The organism is Streptomyces sp. NRRL WC-3618, from assembly GCF_001280005.1.
Lineage (GTDB): Bacteria > Actinomycetota > Actinomycetes > Streptomycetales > Streptomycetaceae > Streptomyces.
Genome location: NZ_LGDW01000462.1, coordinates 1 through 15,400 on the forward strand (window position 1 = coordinate 1; position 15,400 = coordinate 15,400).

Below are 15,400 nucleotides of genomic sequence, written 5' to 3' on the forward strand. Positions count from 1 at the left end.
CCGAGAGGCCCTGTCTTCATGCACGGACAACGGGAAGATCACCCCGGCGGGAAACCTGTTCGACCCGCACGTTCCATGACCGGTTGAGATACGGCTTCTGAGGCACGCAAGCTCTCGTGGCTCGTTCACCTCTGCCGGTCATGTACATGTGCCGCTACTCTGCGTACCTATGGGGAAAGCGGTGCGTCTGTACTGGGGATACATAGCGGTTGCAGCCCTCATCGTCGCCTGGAGCCAGCAATGGTCACTACCGATCGTTGTTGCTCTGTCGGTTGCGGTGTCGGCCTACGCCTCCTTCCAGGTACCGGTCTGGTGCGGAGCCGTCAACCGAGACGGGCGGACCTATTGCCGCAACAACGCCCACGGCATTCTGATGGGGTGTCGGAACCGTCAGCATCGATGGCAGAAGCTCAAGATGATCGTTTTGCGTAGCAAGGTCGGAGATGTGAGCCGTGCCGTCTTCCCGACGGCGAAGGAGAAATTCAATGCCGTCTTGGCTGTGGGGGGTCTACTCTCGGCTATCGCAGCGGTGATCGTTCCCGCTGTGACGGGCAGTTGAAGCCCTACCCCCACCACCCTCAACCCCGCTCCCGTCCCGTCCGCCGTCGACCCACACACCGTGGAGCGGGCGTGGTTCAGGGCGTCAAGGTGGAGCGCGCCACTGTACGAACGACCTTGACGCCCTGGGCCTCGTCTGCTCGGCTCTGCCTGGGTCGATGGCGGACGGGACGGGAGCTCCCTACGCACGCCACTACGGACTCGCAGCCGGGTACGGCGTCCCCTCCGCCCCGGTGCCGGCCGATCCCCCGCCGGAGGCTCGTTCTGACCGTGGCTTGCCCGTCCAGGTTTCTACTCAGGGCCGTACCCCGTTGCGGCCCAGGGGCACGGCCCGGCGCCGAAGGCGCAGAGGGCCGGGCCCAAGGGCCAGCCCGCGCTTGCGCGGGCACTTGATGAGGTAGGGAAACCTGTAACAAGTGATCATGCTGAGGCGCCCGCACATGACGATCGCCACCGTTCAGGCGTCCGAACTCCGCTGCCCCGTGGTGTAGAACCCTGGTTATGGGGAGTGAGCGGCAGCAGCGGATGAAGGCGCTTGGGGCGCGTCTGCGTGGACTTCGAACCGAGGCTGGCCTGACTGGTGCCGTGCTGGCGCAGCGGGCCGGGGTGGGTCAGCCCACTGTGTCCAAGGTGGAGAACGGGCGCATGGTGCCCAGTGTCGAGGTCCTGGGCCGTTTGTCGGGTGCTCTCGACCTCGACGAGTCGACCACTCGGGAAGTGTGTGACCTCCTCGTCGCCGTGGAAGCCGCTCCTGGTGACTCTGCGGAAGCTTCCGGTGATGAGGCTCGCGTCGGGTCTCCCCTTGATGAAGTGATCCGGTCCGCTCGGCTGGTCCGCTCGTTCCAATGTGTCGTTCTGCCGGCCATGCTTCAGAGCGCTGAGTACGCGCGGTACGTCTTCGGCAGCGCGCTGAACGCCACGCCGGAAGCCGTCGGTCGAGCAGTCGCCGCCCGGGTGGAGCGGCAGAGTCTCCTGTATGAGCCTGGGCGTGAGTCGGTGTTCGTGCTGACGGAGGGTGTGCTGCGGACCTGGCCGGGGAGCCCTGCCCTGATGCTCGCCCAGCTTGACCGGCTGCTGGCTGTCGAGAGCCTGAGTACGGTTCGCCTGGGCGTCATCCCGTGGCGTCGCGCCGTCCCCGTGATGCCTCGTCATGGGTTCACCCTGTGTGATCGCGACGCGGTCGTCGTCGAGACCTTCCGTGGTGAGAGGGTCCTCGGCGACGCAGTCGACGTCACCGGTTATGAGGAGACGTTCGAACGCTTCGAGCGGGCTGCGATCTTCGGGTCAGAGGTGCGTGAGTTGCTGCTGCGCGTGATGGCTGAGTTCCGGGACCTGAGCGACTCCGTCACTCGATAGAGGAATAATTCCTCTAGATGCCTGGCTCTTTAGTCGGACGCAGGAATACTCTGCTGCTGCACCGTCTAGCCCCCTAGACACAGAGGAGTGTTCCCATGCCCAAAGAGTGGGCCCGCATCTTCCCCGGACTGGCCTGGCAGGTGGCAGAAGCGCGTCACTTTGTCGCGGACCTGCTGGAGGACGAAGCCTCGGATCTGGTAGCTGACGCCGTCCTGGTTGTCGGCGAACTTGCGGCCAACGCTGTACGGCACACGCGGAGCGGCTGGTACCGGGGATGGTTCCTGGTGGTCGTCGGCTTCGCCGATGACTTCGTGCGTATTCAGGTCATCGACCAGGGCGGAGACAGCGAACCCCGAGTCCGGAGCGTCAACAACCCGGTCAATGCCGGTGGACGAGGTCTGTTGATCGTCTCTGCCTGCGCCAAGGACTGGGGCGTGAAGGACCGGTCTGCGGGTGCACGCTGTGTCTGGGCGGACTTGGTGCGGGTGAGTGGGTGATGGAGGACCGTGCGGCGCGAGCGCGTGTTCCCCTGCTGGGCAACGGGGGGTGAGCCCCAAAGGGGTTCCTCGGCGCAGGGAGGCGTTCTACGTCGTCGGGGTTCGATCGGGTCGGCGACTCGCGCCGGTTCTGTCTAGGGCCCTAGACTCCTCCTGGATGCTGCTAGGAGGTGAGGTCATGTCGGATGAACTACAGCGCATTATGGCTATCGAGGATCCCTACCGACTCTTGCGGGAGGTCACGACTCGTCTGGCCGACGCGCAGCAAGAGGTGACAGAGCTCGCCCGGCTTCGCCGACGGGTGGTCCAAGACCTTCATGCGCAAGGACTGTCCTACGCGCAGATCGCCACGAAGGCTGGCCTGAGCCGTGGGCGTATCCACCAGATCCGTCACACCGGACCGGCGCCGGAAGGTGCCTTTCTCGGGCGTGGAGCGGTCGTCATCGCGACTCCGCTGCGGCGTGATGACGAACGAGGGCGCACGGTCGTCGCTGTGGACGATGTCAGTTCCGGCAAGCGCCTCGAAGATCTGGCGCGGTCGTACGGTCTCGACGTCGCTTCTGACCATGTGCCGGTGACGGGTGAAATCGATCTCAACCGTGACGGCATGGTTGTCGTCTGCGGTCCGCGCATGTCTCAGCAGATGTGGGACACGTACGCCCTGGATCCCGTGCTGCGCTGGGAACAGGCGGAAGACGGACCCTGGACCCTCGTCGACAGTCGAACCGGCACTGTCTACCGGTCGGGGCAGGACAGTGACCCGAAACGCCCGTACGACGTCGGCTACCTGGGCAAGTTGCCGCGGCCCGACGGAAGCGGCTCGGTGCTCGCAATCGCCGGTATCCACACTCAAGGTTCTCTCGGTGTGGTGCAGCTGCTCGCCTCCGATCTGGCGACGCTGTGGGGGCAGGTGGGTGAGCATCGGTTCTCCACCCTGGTGGGTGTCGAGTACGACCCCGAGACCAGTGAACCGCGCTCCTACGAACTGCTCACCCCCCTCTACCGGCACGACGAGGAGTCGACGGAGTGAAGGTCGCCCTCGACTCACAGTCCGCCGAACCGGGCCGGGAGAACGAGGACTTCGCCGCTGCTGCTTCCCAGGCTGCCGTTCTCCTGGACGGCGCCGGCGTGTCAGGTGCGGAAACCGGATGTACGCATGGCGTCGCCTGGTTCTCCTCGACGCTGGGCGGGCTGCTGCTCAGCACCATCACGGCAGAGCCCGCCAGGCCGTTGGCTCGGTGTCTGGCCGACTCCATCCGCACTGTCCGGTGCCTGCACGAGGACAGTTGCGACCTGGTGCACCGTGCCAGTCCAACCAGCACGGTCGTCGCCGTACGTGCCCATGGCGGAGCGCTGGAGTACCTGGTTCTTGGTGACTCGTCTCTCCTCCTCGATGACAAGGCCGGGGGAGCGACTGTGATCACCGATTCGCGCTTGAACGAAGCCGGTAAGCGGCTGCGCGGGCCCCTCGACGTGTTGCCCACGGGCTCCCCTGAACATGTCGCCGCCCTGGCCGAGTACCGCGACGCACTGACGGGACTTCGCAATCTGCCGGGTGGGTTCTGGATCGCGGGGCCCGACCCGCAAGCGGCCGAGCATGCCCTCACCGGCGTGGTGCCCGTGGGCTCTCTTGCCTCCGTGACGCTGCTGAGCGACGGAGCAACCCGGCTCGTCGACCGCTTCGAACTTGCCGACTGGCGCGAGGTGTTGGCCGTCCTAGGCTCTTCAGGGCCCGCCGATCTAATCCGCCGCGTCAGGGAAGCAGAGGCCGGCGACACCGAGGGGCGACGCTGGCCGCGTGGCAAAACCCACGACGACGCCACAGCCCTGCACTGGGTCCTCCCGTAATCCCTTCGCCCGCTTCGAGCTGCGGACGTATACCCCCCTAGACAGTTCATGGATCGTCGGTTTACTCTTACTGTCGACCCCCCTAGACAGTTGGGGTGGGTCGCTCCCCGTGCTGTCTAGGGGGGTATCCAGTCCAATCGGGTGGCCCTCAAGGGCGCCCGACAATCAGTGAGGTTCAAAAACAATGCGTGTCATCCCCGTAGACGTCTCGGCCGCGACGCTTCTCGTCACCAAGCTGCCGGAGGTCAAGGTGAAGGACCGTCAGACCGGTGAGGTCGCCGTGGATCCGGTCACCAACCAGCGGCTCATGGTGCTGGAGCTGGTGTTCATCGCGCAGGGCGGTTCGGACATGATCAAGGTCACCATTCCCGAGCAGGGCATCGGTGAGGGCCTGGTGATGGGCGCTCCGGTCATCATGTCCGGCCTCATCGCCCGGCCGTGGGAGAGCGAGTTCGGTGGGCGGATGCGTCACGGCATCGCCTACCGGGCCGACGCGGCCATGGTCAACGCCCCCGCGCCGGTGCAGGGCTGATCACCATGACCGACACCCTCTGGGCGCTGGTGCTGGGCCTGCTGGCCGTGGTCGCGCTGCTGGTTCTCCGGCGTCGTATGCCGGTCGCGTTCTGGTGGCTCGTGGGCTATCCGTTCGTCGCGCTGCGCGTGCTCACCACGTACCGGGCCACGATGGACGCCTGTGGTCTGACGGTTCCGGCTTCGGCCGTCCGTCGGGCCACGGCCCGGGTCATCGGGCGGGAGGCGGCACCCGTACCGCCTCGCCGGTCGTTTCCGATGCCGACCGGGTCCGGTCTCGTGATGCGGCTGCGCATGGCGACCGGGCAGGCTCCCGAGGACTTCATCGCGTCGGCTGACCGGCTGCGGCACGCCTGGGCCGCTCACGCCGTGCACATCCGTCCCACCAAGCCGGGCTGGCTCGAACTGCGGCTGATCGGCTGGGACGTGCTCGCCGACGTGCAGCCCGCCCGCCGACGGCACATGAGCGGCCCGCTCTCCCTGCCCATGGCGCTTCGGGATGACGGGCGGTGGCACGTGCGGGACTTCCGCGCTGTGCCGCATGAACTCATCCTCGGTGCAACGCAGTCCGGCAAGTCCGTGTACCTGCGCAACCTGCTGTGCGGCCTGGCCCGGCAACGGGTCGTGCTCGTCGGCATCGACTGCAAGTGGGGTGTCGAACTCGCGCCGTTCGCACCTCGGTTGTCGGCGCTCGCCGACACCTCGGACCGGGCGAACGAGCTCCTCGACGTCTTGTTGGAAGAGATGGAGGCACGGTTCCGCCTGATCGGTCTTCGGTCCGGACTGGGTGCGGATGCCGTGCTCACCTCGGACGTGTGGGGGCTGCCGGACGAGGTGCGGCCGGTGCCGGTCGTGGTCGTCGTCGACGAGGTCGCGGAACTCTTCCTCGCCGCAAGCAGGGACGACGAGAAGCGACGCGACGCCATGGTCACCAAGCTCATCCGCATTGCCCAACTCGGCCGCGCGGCCGGCATCTACCTGGAGGTGTGTGGTCAGCGCTTCGGCTCCGAACTCGGCAAGGGCGCGACCATGCTCCGGGCCCAGCTCACCGGCCGCATCTGCCACCGCGTCAACGACGAGTCATCGGCGAACATGGCGCTGGCCGACATCTCCCCGGAAGCGGCGCTCGCGGCCACCTCCATCCCCGCCGAACGGCCCGGCGTCGCGATCGTCGGTGACTCCTCCGGCGGCTGGTCCCGCGCCCGATCACCCCACCTCACCCTCGACGAGGCGGCGGCCGTCTGCCGCGCAACCTCAGCCCTCGTGCCGGAGCTGCCGCGCCTCGACGCCTTCCGGCCCGCCGTCGCCGTCGAGTCCGCCGGGTCGGCCTCTCCTGCCGCTGCTGTCCCCACCGCCCGCCCGGTGACCGAGTAGCCGCACCCCTTTCCCCACGGTCGGCGTGACCGCCTCGCGCCAAGTCCCTACCCCTCCCATGCCCCGAACCGGAAGGAGACGGAGCCGATGCGTGCCCAACTGGCCCGTGTGGACGCCGTGATCGTCCAGGCCGTCATCGCGGGTGCCCTGTCCTTCTCGCACCTGCACGACCTGGCCGACGCGGCTGGACAGGGCGGGTGGAAGGCATGGGCCTATCCCGTCAGCGTCGATCTGCTGTTGGTCGCCGCGTGGCGTCGGATGCGCGAACAGCAGCGGGCCGGACGACCGGCCGGGGGACCACGCCTGTGGTTCCTGATCGCTCTCGCTGCCTCCCTCGGTGCGAACGTCGCGACCGCCGGGCTCCTCGACCTGGACGACGTTCCCGCGCCGCTCCGCATCGTGGTGGCCGGCTGGCCCGCCGTCGCCTTCTTCGGCGGAACGCTGCTGGCCCACACACCGCGCATCCCGGCGGCGACCTCGGTCACACCGGTCGCAGAGACGCCCCCGGCCACCTTCGCTGAACCTCAGCCCGACGCGCTCTCTGTGCCCTCCGCCGACCCGGAACCGGCTCCGGAGTCCGCCGCCGAACCGATCACCACCCTTGCCCCGGCGCCCACTGCTCCCACCGTCTCCCTGCCGCCCGCCCTCGTCGACCGCGCCCGCGTCCTGGCCGAGGAACACCACGCCACCACCGGCCGCCCGGCTGACCCGGACGCCATCCGAGCCCGGCTCGGACTGCCGCCGTCCATGACGCAATCCGTCGCCGCCCACCTCTGAAAAGGACCGCTGGACATGACTCCGCGCTTCCGCAACGTCCGCCGCATCGGCCCCGTGCAGGTCGCCTCCTTCCTCGCCCGTGGCCGTAACCGCCACCTCGCCGCCTGCACGGCTCCCCACTGCGACTTCTCCGCCGAGTACGACAGCCGCGCCGCCGCTGAACTCGCCGCCCGCACCCACCGCTGCAAGGCCTGACGGGAGATCAACGCCATGGACGTCCCGCTCTGGTTCGCCGTGCTCATCGTCGGCTTCCTCGGCATCCAACTTGCCCGTCCGCCCTGGTGGTTGGTCGCCCTGCTCCTCCTGGGCGGCTACCTCATCGCCCACAGCCTCCTCGCCCCCGCCGTCGCAACCCTCCTCGACTGACCCACAGAAGGGATCACCTCGTGTTCACCCCGAAATACCCGCCGCAGGACACCGCCCCGATCCCCACCACCTTGACGGCCCCGACCGCCTACACCCCGGCGCACTACGTCCCGGCCCCCGCCCCCGTTCCGTCTGCCCCGGTCTCCAACCGGCCGACCGTCCAACTCACCCCTGGCAGCACGCTCGCCCTCGTCGCCGGTGGCAGCGCCGCCGTCCTGGTCGTCGGCACGGTCCTGGTCTCCATGCTCCTCGCCGTCGCCATCACCGCCGCATCCGTCGCCGTCTGCGCGGTCGTCATCCGCTCCATCCTCAAGGGGAACAAGGCGTGACCAACTCCGCCACCATTGCGGGCCTGGATCCGGCCGCCCTCGCCGACGTGCTGAGGCTGGCCGGGTCCCCCGGCTTCGACCGCGTCCAAGACCAAATCCGCCGCACGGGCGGCTGCTCCGACCCGATCCACCTCCAGGGCACCACCGTCACCCGCGACAAGGCGACTGGGCAGGTACTCCACTCGTACAGCACCGACAGCGAACCCGGCGGGCGGCTCCGGATCGCCTGCGGCAACCGCCGCGCCTCCCGCTGCCCGGCCTGCGCCTGGACCTACGCGGGCGACACCTACCACCTCATCCGCGCCGGACTCGTCGGCGACCCCGCCAAAGGCACCCCGCACACGATCCGGGACCACCCCCGCGTCTTCGCCACCCTGACCGCCCCCTCCTTCGGCTCTGTCCACAACCGCCCCGGCAACCGGCCGTGCCGCTGCGGCATCCGCCACGGCGAGGACGCGCCCGAACTCGGCACCCCGCTCAACCCGGACACGTACGACTACGCGGGCGCGGTGCTGTGGAACAACCACGCATCGGAGCTGTGGCGGTACTTCACGATCTACCTGCGCCGTGAGATCGCCCGCCGGGCCGGCCTCACGCAGAAAGCGGCCCGCGAAGCCTCCCGCGTCTCCTTCGGCAAGGTCGCCGAGTACCAGAAGCGCGGAGCCGTCCACTTCCACGCCGTGATCCGCTTCGACGGACCTGACGGACCGGACTCGCCGCCCCCGGCCTGGGCCACCCTCGACCTCCTCACCGCCGCGATCCACTCCGCAGCCGCCCGCGTCGCGGTCGACGTGCCCTCGGCCGGTGACCAGCCCGCCCGAACTCTGCGCTGGGGCACCCAACTCGACGTCCAGCCGATCGGTGCCTTCGGCCACGGTGAGGAGATCACCGAAGCTGCCGTGGCCTCGTACGTCGCCAAGTACGCCACCAAGGCGGCCGAGACCACCGGCACCGTCGACCGCCGCGTCGGCAACAAGGAGGCCCTGGTCCTGCTCGGGGTGCCCGACCACCCCCGCCGACTCATCGAAGCCTGCCTCGACCTCCACGCGCTCTACCCGGACCGCAAGTTGCAGGACTGGGCTCACATGCTCGGCTTCCGCGGCCACTTCTCCACCAAGTCCCGCCGGTACTCGACCACCCTCGGCGCACTCCGCCAGACCCGCGCCGATTACCGCGCAGCCCAACAGCGCGAAGCCCTCGGCCTGCCCGACCCCCACACCCCGGAGACAACCACCCTGACCCTCGCCCACTGGTCCTACGCCGGACACGGCCACACCCCTGGTGAATCCTGGCTCGCCGCCAACATCCGCCGCGACATCGAACTCAACCGCGAAACCGCCCGCGAAGCCCTACGAGACGAACTCGACCTGGACGGAGCTGACGCATGACCACCGCCGCCCCCGAGCTGCTTACCGTCCCTGAGGTCATGACTCGGCTCAAGGTCGGCCGCACCAAGGTCTACGACCTCATCCGCACCCGCCGCCTGGTCTCCATCAAGGTCGACGGATGCCGCCGTATCCCGGACGACGCCGTACGCACCTTCATCCGGCACCAGATGGGAGACGCGGCCTGATGACCAAGCGTCGTGGTCGCGGTGACGGCGGCCTGCACTGGGATGAGAAGAGACAGCGGTGGATCGCCACGGCGAACCTCGGCTTCGACCCGAGCGGCAAGCGGATCGTGAAGCGGGGGAGTGGCAAGACCAAGACGGAGGCGAAGAACAAGCTCAAGGAAGTACTGCGGGACCATGAAGACGGCCTCGCCATCGCGCCCACCAACTACACGGTCAAGGACGCGGTAGCGGATTGGCTCGCCTACGGCCTGGCCGGCCTCGACCCCAACACCGTCGAGACCACCACGCTCCTGAGCCAGAAGCACGTCATTCCGTCGCTCGGCGCTCGCAAGCTTCGCGACCTCAGCGCGGAGGACGTGGACCGCTGGCTCGCCACCAAGGCGAAGACGCTCAGCACTCGCACCCTCCAGTCGATCCACTCGTACCTGAACCGTGCGGTCAAGCGGGCCATGGCGCGGGACAAGGTGAAGCGCAACGTCGTCGAGCTGTGCTCAGTGCCCCAGGGCCAGGCAGGGCGTCCGTCCAAGGCGCTCACCTTCGCCCAGGCCGAGTCCGTGCTCAAGGGTGCCGAGGGAACCTCGATGTACGCGTACATCGTCCTCGCGCTGCTGACCGGTGCCCGTACCGAGGAGCTTCGGGCTCTCACCTGGGACCACGTCTTTCTGAAAGGCCGACCGGACTTCGACCCGCCGCAGCCTCCGCACATCGCCGTTTGGCGGTCGGTCCGGCGGAGCGGGGACACCAAAACTCGGAAGTCCCGGCGGACGCTCGCTCTGCCGGCGCGCTGCGTCGATGCGCTCTGGCAGCAATTCGAAGACCAGGTGGGATCGGCTCGCCGCTGACGAGAAATGGGAGGAACACGGACTCGTCTTCTCCTCGGCTGTCGGCAAGCCGCTCGACGCGGCCAACGTCCGCCGCGCCTTCCGCCAGGCACTCAAGGACGTCGACGGGATCGACGCCGACGAGTGGACGCCTCGGGAGCTCCGGCACAGCTTCGTGTCCCTGCTCTCCGACCGGGGTGTCCCGCTGGAGGAGATCTCCAGGCTCGTGGGGCACTCCGGTACCGCCGTGACGGAGGAGGTCTACCGGAAGCAGATCCGGCCCGTCATCCAGACTGGTGCCGTGGTCATGGACGGCATCTTCGGGGGCACGCTGAAGCAGTCGTAGGCACTCAGAAATCGATAGTCACGCAGTTAGACACGCAGCAACGCCAGAGGGCCCTTACCTACCCGGTAAGGGCCCTCTGATCTGCTATCTAGCTGTCGGGGTGGCGGGATTTGAACCCACGACCTCTTCGTCCCGAACGAAGCGCGCTACCAAGCTGCGCTACACCCCGATGTCGCCGCTTGTCCTGCTTGACCTGCTTGTCGTGGCGACGTCGTTTACTTTAGCCCACCGGTGGCCCCAGGCGAAATCCGGTTTTGGCGCGGTGGTGGACGGGGTTCGGGCGGATGTGGTCGAGGGTTATGAGGAGGACGGCGAGGGCGTAGATGGCGAGGCCGAGGAGGAGGGCGTTGGCCAGGACGCTCTTGTAGCCGTCCGCGTCCACGTCCAGGAAGCCGTACAGGTAGCGGTTCGGTGTGCCGGGGACGAGGAGTTCGCCTCGGGCCAGGGAGAACGCCAGGTACGCCAGGGGGTACAGGAGCCACGACGCCGCCTGGCGCAGGTGCAGGTGGCCCGAGGGGGTCAGCAGGAGCCAGTTCACGAGTGCCGCGATGGGGACCGCCGTATGCAGGAGCTGGTTCGTGACGGCGTGCCAGCCCGTTGGTGGGGGCGGGGTGGTGAACGGGCCCGACGGGTTGGCCACCAGCAGGTGGTGGACCAGGGCGGCGATGACGACGTACAGGAGTGTCGCTCCTGTCAGGGTGTCGGGCAGGGGGCGGTGGGCCGTCCAGGCGCGGCGGGCCGCGGTGGTCATGACGACGGTCAGCAGGATGGCGCTCTGGATGGAGAACTGGCTCAGGACCTGGGCGGGGCTGCCCAGGAGCAGTTCGACGGTCACGGCCGTGGCCGCCGCGGCGGCGGTGAGGAGGCGGAAGATCGCCGTCAGGGGGCGGCGTACCGGCGTCACCACCGCCGTCGCGGGGACGGAGGACGGGAGGAGGGTGGGGCCGCCCGGGAGCGCGGGGAGGTCCGGTATGTCCCTGGGTATCGGAGCGGTCATGCCCTCACGCTAGGGCGTTAGGGCAAATGGGGCGATTCGGGTGGGCCGTGCGGGTTGCGCCTGCTGTGCCCGCTGTTTACGCCCGCGCGGTCAGTGTCAGCAGTGTCGCTTCCGGTGGGCAGGCGAACCGTACCGGCGTGTAGCGGTTCGCGCCGCAGCCCGCCGAGACGTGGAGGTACGACGTCCGGCCCTCCGCGGTGTGCGTCGACAGGCCCTTCACGCGGTCGGTGTCGAGGTCGCAGTTGGTGACGAGGGCGCCGTAGAAGGGGATGCACAGCTGGCCGCCGTGCGTGTGGCCGGCGAGAGTCAGCGGGTACGCGTCCGCTGTGAACGCGTCCAGGACGCGGAGGTAGGGGGCGTGGACGACGGCCATCGAGAAGTCGGCCGTCTCGGAGGGGCCGCCGGCCACCTGCGCGTACCGGTCCCGCTTGATGTGGGGGTCGTCCAGGCCCGTCAGCTCCAGCGACAGGCCGTCGATCTTCAGCGTGCCCCGGGTGTTCGTCAGGTTCAGCCAGCCCGCCGCGTCGAAGCCGTCGCGCAGCTCCTCCCACGGGTTGTGGACGACGTCGACGGCGGGCGGGTTGCCGTTGAGGCCGTGTTTGCCCTGGGCCTTCTCGAGCAGATAGCGGGCGGGGTTACGGGGCTTGGGGCCGTAGTAGTCGTTGGAGCCGAAGACGTACGCACCCGGGAACTCCATCAGCGGACCGAGCGCGTCCAGCACCTCGGGCACGCCCTCCGGGTCGGACAGGTTGTCGCCCGTGTTGATCACGAAGTCGGGGCGGAGACCGGCGAGGGAGCGCAGCCAGCGCTGCTTCTTGTACTGGCCGCCGACCATGTGGATGTCGGAGACCTGGATCACGCGCAGGGGACGCATACCGGGGGGCAGCACCGGCACGGTCACTCGTCGAAGGCGGAAGGAACGGGTCTCGAAACCCGCCGAGTAGACGAGGCCGGCGGCGGCAACCGCCGTGATTCCCAGGGGTACTCCGTATCGCGCGCGCATGCGCCCATCGTGTCAGGCGAGGGGGGACGGTGGAAATCCACGGGCGGCCGGCTTCCCGCACCTGCGACAATCGATCCCATGACCACGCTCAAGTCGAAGCTCAGGGAAGACCTCAACACCGCCATCAGGGCGCGCGACGAACTCCGCTCCTCGACGCTCCGGCTGACCCTCACCGCCATCACCCAGGAAGAGGTCTCCGGCACGGAGAAGCGCGAGCTCTCCGACGAGGAGGTCACCAAGGTGATCACCCGCGAGGCCAAGAAGCGCCGCGAGGCCGCCGAGGCCTTCGCGCAGGGCGACCGCCCGGAGCAGGCCGCGCGCGAGAAGGCGGAGGGCGAGATCCTCGCCACCTACCTGCCCAAGCAGCTCGACGACGACGAGTTGAACCGGATCGTCGCCCAGGCCGTCGAGGAGGCCAAGGCGGCCGGCGCCGAAGGGCCGCGTGCGATGGGCCAGGTCATGAAGATCGTGAACCCGAAGGTCGCCGGCCTCGCCGAGGGCGGCCGGGTCGCCGCCGCGGTCAAGAAGCTCCTCGCCGGCTGACCGGCCGCGAACACCGCCGCGCCGGTACGTCACTGGACACCGGCGCGTCTGTACGTCGACGGGGGCGCCCTTCTCAAGAAGGGCGCCCCCGTTCACGTACGACGGACTCTCTACGACTCACTCACCGCGTCCCGGGCGGGTGGACCCTCTACGGGAACCCTCCGGTGAAGCCGTTGCCGCCGTTCCCGTTCCCATTGCCGTTCCCGTTGTTGCCGCCGTTGTCGTTGCCCTGGACGAAGCCCTCGGGGAACGAGAACGTCGGGTTCGGGAACGTGTTGCCGCCGTTGTCGCCGCCGTTCGTCGCGCCGGCGATGTTGTTGCCGTTGTTGTCCCCGTTGTCGCCGTCACCCCTGCCGTCGCCCTTGTCGGCAGGCTTCGGGGGGGCCGGTTCGATGATCGGGATGATGTTGAACTTCCCGGAGTCCTTGCCGACGAGGGCGCCGGTCATGGCGTCCTTCCAGATGGGACCCGGGACCTTGCCGCCGTAGACGAGTTCCCAGAACTGGCCGCCGATGCTGATGTTGGTCATCTTCACGTTCTGCATGGCGCTGCCGACCCAGACCGCGCCGGACAGGGCCGGCGTGTAGCCGACGAACCAGGCGTTCTTGCGGGCGTCCGTCGTACCCGTCTTACCGGCGTTGTCGCGGTCGGTGAGGCCGGCCTCCTTGCCGGTACCGGAGTCGACGACGCCCTGCAGAAGGGTGTTGATCGTGTCGGCGGTCTTCTCCGACATCGCGCGCGAGCACGTCGACTTCGGGACCTCCAGCGACTTCTCCACGCCGTTCGCCTTCTGCGTGATCGACTCGATGGCGACCGGCGTGCAGTACATGCCCCGGGAGGCGAAGGCCGCGTACGCGCTAGCCATCGTCAGCGGCGAGATGCCCTTGGAACCGAGGGCGATGGCGGGAACCTCGGGCAGCTTGTCGCCGTTGCCCTGCCTCACGTGCAGCGCGTCGGTCATCTTGGCGACCGGGCAGAGGCCGATGTCGGAGATCATCTGGACGAAGTAGGTGTTGACCGACAGCTCCATCGCCTTGCGCAGGCGGAAGGGGCCCTTCTCCGACTCGCTCTCGTTCTCGAGCTTCTCGTCCGTCAGGTTGGTCCACGGCTTGCCGCTGCACGTCTGGACCGGGCTCGGGTACGTCATCTGGTACGGCGACGAGTACTCCTGGATCGCCGGGCGCCCCTCCTCCAGCGCCGCCGCCGCCACGAACGGTTTGAACGTCGAACCGGTCGGGAAGCCGAAGTTGGAGCCGCCCCGGTCGCTGCCGACCGAGTAGTTGATCTCGGTCTCGTTCTTGCCGTAGCCGTACGGCTTCGACTGGCCCATGCCGAGGATCTTGCCGGTGCCCGGCTCGACCAGCGTGACCGCCGTCGCGACCGAGTCCGACTTGTTCACGTGCTGCTTGATCGACGCCTGCACGGACGCCTGCGACTGCGGGTCCAGCGTCGTACGGATCGTCAGGCCGCCCTGGTCCCAGATCTTCGTCCGGTCCTCGCGGGTCTTGCCGAAGACCGGGTTGGCGAGGAACTCCTTCTCGACGTACTTGCAGAAGAAGCTGGCCCCCTGGACCGCCGCGATGCAGCCGTTCTTGGGCTGGCTGACCTTCAGGCCGAGCGGCGCCTTCTTGGCAGCCTCGGCCGCCTGCGGGGTGATGTCACCGACCTCCGACATCCGCTTGAGCACGGTGTTGCGGCGCTTGATGGCCTCCGCCGGGTCGTTCACCGGGTCGTAGCGGGTGGGCGACTGGACGATGCCGGCCAGGAGGGCCGCCTGGGGGAGGGTGAGGTCCTTGGCGGCCTTGGAGAAGTAGCGCCGGGAGCCGGCCTCGGCGCCGTAGGCCTGCTGGCCGAAGAACGTGATGTTCAGGTAGTTCTCGAGGATCTTCTTCTTGCCCAGCTGCTCCTCGACCTGGATCGCGTACTTCAGCTCCTTGATCTTGCGGCCGATGGTCTGCTGCTGGGCCTGCGCGACCTTCGTCGGGTCGTCGCCCGCCTCCTCGACGAACACGTTCTTCACCAGCTGCTGCGTGAGCGTGGAGGCGCCCTCCGCGACGCCACCGCTCTGCGCGTTCTTGTTGAGGGCGCGCAGGACGCCCTTGAGGTCGATCGCGCCGTGCTCGTAGAACCGGGAGTCCTCGATCGCGACGATCGCCTTTTGGAGGTACGGCGAGATGTCCTTGAGCTCGACGACCGTGCGGTCACGCGAGTAGACCGTGGCGATCTGACCGCCCTTGGCGTCCAGGATCGTGGTGCGCTGGCTCAGCGGCGGGCGCTTGAGATTGGCCGGGATCTCGTCGAACCCCTCGACCGACCCCTTGGCCGCGAGACCGAGCGCGCCGGCGGCGGGCAGGGCGATCCCCGCCATGACGGCTCCCGCGAGCACGCTGACACCGAGGAACTTGGCGGCCTGCTGTGTTGCCGACAGGCCACCGCCCGAGCGCTTGTTTGGCATGAGGGCAGCCTACGTTCTCATTCGCC

17 protein-coding genes, 1 tRNA gene and 1 pseudogene are annotated in these 15,400 nt (G+C 68.3%); 15 read left to right on the plus strand and 4 right to left on the minus strand.

All coding sequences use genetic code 11. The features are described 5' to 3' along the window. The first annotated feature begins 169 nt into the window (after positions 1-169). The 14 genes and pseudogenes from ADL01_RS44175 to ADL01_RS45555 all read left to right on the plus strand — a co-directional run bounded on the left by ADL01_RS44175 (position 170) and on the right by ADL01_RS45555 (position 10,376). Positions 170-559 carry a hypothetical protein gene (locus tag ADL01_RS44175; RefSeq protein ID WP_159049711.1) on the plus strand — a complete coding sequence of 130 codons (390 nt, stop codon included), beginning with the start codon at positions 170-172 and terminating at the stop codon, positions 557-559. Positions 560-1,059: 500 nt separating this feature from the next. Continuing rightward, positions 1,060-1,914, plus strand: a complete 855-nt coding sequence (locus ADL01_RS33225; protein WP_078960900.1) for a helix-turn-helix domain-containing protein — start codon at positions 1,060-1,062, stop codon at positions 1,912-1,914. A 95-nt stretch (positions 1,915-2,009) separates the two neighbouring features. Continuing rightward, positions 2,010-2,411: an ATP-binding protein gene (locus ADL01_RS33230; protein WP_053745760.1), complete on the plus strand. Its 402-nt coding sequence runs from the start codon at positions 2,010-2,012 to the stop codon at positions 2,409-2,411. Between the two features lie 178 nt (positions 2,412-2,589). Next, entirely contained in the window at positions 2,590-3,441 is an 852-nt protein-coding gene (locus tag ADL01_RS33235; RefSeq protein WP_053745761.1) for a hypothetical protein, read from the plus strand. Then, positions 3,438-4,259, plus strand: coding sequence for a hypothetical protein (locus ADL01_RS33240; RefSeq protein ID WP_053745762.1), 822 nt, complete (start codon positions 3,438-3,440; stop codon positions 4,257-4,259). The genes ADL01_RS33235 and ADL01_RS33240 overlap by 4 nt, the downstream gene beginning before the upstream one ends. 184 nt (positions 4,260-4,443) lie before the next feature. Next, positions 4,444-4,791, plus strand: a complete 348-nt coding sequence (locus ADL01_RS33245) for a hypothetical protein (RefSeq protein WP_053745763.1) — start codon at positions 4,444-4,446, stop codon at positions 4,789-4,791. Between the two features lie 5 nt (positions 4,792-4,796). After that, complete coding sequence (locus ADL01_RS33250) at positions 4,797-6,164, plus strand: FtsK/SpoIIIE domain-containing protein (protein WP_053745764.1); 1,368 nt, start codon at positions 4,797-4,799, stop codon at positions 6,162-6,164. An 87-nt stretch (positions 6,165-6,251) separates the two neighbouring features. Beyond that, on the plus strand, positions 6,252-6,941 hold the full coding sequence (locus ADL01_RS33255) for a DUF2637 domain-containing protein (protein ID WP_053745765.1): 690 nt from the start codon (positions 6,252-6,254) through the stop codon (positions 6,939-6,941). 15 nt (positions 6,942-6,956) lie between these two features. Further along, positions 6,957-7,136 (plus strand): mobile element transfer protein, encoded by a 180-nt coding sequence (locus ADL01_RS33260; protein ID WP_053745766.1) that lies wholly within the window; start codon positions 6,957-6,959, stop codon positions 7,134-7,136. Positions 7,137-7,151: 15 nt separating this feature from the next. After that, positions 7,152-7,307: a hypothetical protein gene (locus ADL01_RS45550; RefSeq protein ID WP_199834995.1), complete on the plus strand. Its 156-nt coding sequence runs from the start codon at positions 7,152-7,154 to the stop codon at positions 7,305-7,307. 20 nt (positions 7,308-7,327) lie between these two features. Next, the gene (locus ADL01_RS33265; protein ID WP_053745767.1) at positions 7,328-7,636 is read left to right on the plus strand and encodes a hypothetical protein; all 309 of its coding nucleotides are present in this window, start codon (positions 7,328-7,330) and stop codon (positions 7,634-7,636) included. Further along, on the plus strand, positions 7,633-9,024 hold the full coding sequence (repSA, locus tag ADL01_RS33270) for a replication initiator protein RepSA (RefSeq protein ID WP_053745768.1): 1,392 nt from the start codon (positions 7,633-7,635) through the stop codon (positions 9,022-9,024). Before ADL01_RS33265 ends, repSA begins: the two co-directional genes overlap by 4 nt. Further along, the gene (locus tag ADL01_RS33275) at positions 9,021-9,209 is read left to right on the plus strand and encodes a helix-turn-helix domain-containing protein (RefSeq protein WP_053745769.1); all 189 of its coding nucleotides are present in this window, start codon (positions 9,021-9,023) and stop codon (positions 9,207-9,209) included. The genes repSA and ADL01_RS33275 overlap by 4 nt, the downstream gene beginning before the upstream one ends. After that, positions 9,209-10,376 (plus strand): annotated as a pseudogene (locus ADL01_RS45555) (site-specific integrase). The gene ADL01_RS33275 and the pseudogene ADL01_RS45555 overlap by 1 nt, the downstream one beginning before the upstream one ends. A 95-nt stretch (positions 10,377-10,471) precedes the next feature. Here ADL01_RS45555 and ADL01_RS33285 read toward each other — a convergent pair. The 3 genes from ADL01_RS33285 to ADL01_RS33295 all read right to left on the minus strand — a co-directional run bounded on the left by ADL01_RS33285 (position 10,472) and on the right by ADL01_RS33295 (position 12,376). Continuing rightward, positions 10,472-10,545: transfer RNA gene (locus ADL01_RS33285), tRNA-Pro, on the minus strand. A 51-nt stretch (positions 10,546-10,596) separates the two neighbouring features. Further along, positions 10,597-11,373: a Pr6Pr family membrane protein gene (locus tag ADL01_RS33290; RefSeq protein ID WP_053745770.1), complete on the minus strand. Its 777-nt coding sequence runs from the start codon at positions 11,371-11,373 to the stop codon at positions 10,597-10,599. A gap of 76 nt (positions 11,374-11,449) precedes the next feature. Next, entirely contained in the window at positions 11,450-12,376 is a 927-nt protein-coding gene (locus ADL01_RS33295; RefSeq protein ID WP_053745771.1) for a metallophosphoesterase, read from the minus strand. 78 nt (positions 12,377-12,454) lie between these two features. Here ADL01_RS33295 and ADL01_RS33300 point away from each other — a divergent pair, with 78 nt between their 5' ends. Beyond that, positions 12,455-12,919, plus strand: a complete 465-nt coding sequence (locus ADL01_RS33300) for a GatB/YqeY domain-containing protein (RefSeq protein WP_053745772.1) — start codon at positions 12,455-12,457, stop codon at positions 12,917-12,919. Between the two features lie 148 nt (positions 12,920-13,067). Here ADL01_RS33300 and ADL01_RS33305 read toward each other — a convergent pair whose 3' ends face one another. Next, positions 13,068-15,374: a transglycosylase domain-containing protein gene (locus tag ADL01_RS33305; RefSeq protein WP_053745773.1), complete on the minus strand. Its 2,307-nt coding sequence runs from the start codon at positions 15,372-15,374 to the stop codon at positions 13,068-13,070. Positions 15,375-15,400 lie beyond the last annotated feature (26 nt).

What these genes read in the sequence shown, in the direction of transcription:
- ADL01_RS33295 (WP_053745771.1), bottom strand. Translation starts at nt 12,376, where the DNA reads ATGCGCGCGCGATACGGAGTACCCCTGGGAATCACGGCGGTTGCCGCC.
- ADL01_RS44175 (WP_159049711.1), top strand. Translation starts at nt 170, where the DNA reads ATGGGGAAAGCGGTGCGTCTGTACTGGGGATACATAGCGGTTGCAGCC.
- ADL01_RS33255 (WP_053745765.1), top strand. Translation starts at nt 6,252, where the DNA reads ATGCGTGCCCAACTGGCCCGTGTGGACGCCGTGATCGTCCAGGCCGTC.
- ADL01_RS33275 (WP_053745769.1), top strand. Translation starts at nt 9,021, where the DNA reads ATGACCACCGCCGCCCCCGAGCTGCTTACCGTCCCTGAGGTCATGACT.
- ADL01_RS33230 (WP_053745760.1), top strand. Translation starts at nt 2,010, where the DNA reads ATGCCCAAAGAGTGGGCCCGCATCTTCCCCGGACTGGCCTGGCAGGTG.
- ADL01_RS33305 (WP_053745773.1), bottom strand. Translation starts at nt 15,374, where the DNA reads ATGCCAAACAAGCGCTCGGGCGGTGGCCTGTCGGCAACACAGCAGGCC.
- ADL01_RS33300 (WP_053745772.1), top strand. Translation starts at nt 12,455, where the DNA reads ATGACCACGCTCAAGTCGAAGCTCAGGGAAGACCTCAACACCGCCATC.
- ADL01_RS45550 (WP_199834995.1), top strand. Translation starts at nt 7,152, where the DNA reads ATGGACGTCCCGCTCTGGTTCGCCGTGCTCATCGTCGGCTTCCTCGGC.
- ADL01_RS33235 (WP_053745761.1), top strand. Translation starts at nt 2,590, where the DNA reads ATGTCGGATGAACTACAGCGCATTATGGCTATCGAGGATCCCTACCGA.
- ADL01_RS33225 (WP_078960900.1), top strand. Translation starts at nt 1,060, where the DNA reads ATGGGGAGTGAGCGGCAGCAGCGGATGAAGGCGCTTGGGGCGCGTCTG.
- ADL01_RS33290 (WP_053745770.1), bottom strand. Translation starts at nt 11,373, where the DNA reads ATGACCGCTCCGATACCCAGGGACATACCGGACCTCCCCGCGCTCCCG.
- ADL01_RS33245 (WP_053745763.1), top strand. Translation starts at nt 4,444, where the DNA reads ATGCGTGTCATCCCCGTAGACGTCTCGGCCGCGACGCTTCTCGTCACC.
- ADL01_RS33250 (WP_053745764.1), top strand. Translation starts at nt 4,797, where the DNA reads ATGACCGACACCCTCTGGGCGCTGGTGCTGGGCCTGCTGGCCGTGGTC.
- ADL01_RS33260 (WP_053745766.1), top strand. Translation starts at nt 6,957, where the DNA reads ATGACTCCGCGCTTCCGCAACGTCCGCCGCATCGGCCCCGTGCAGGTC.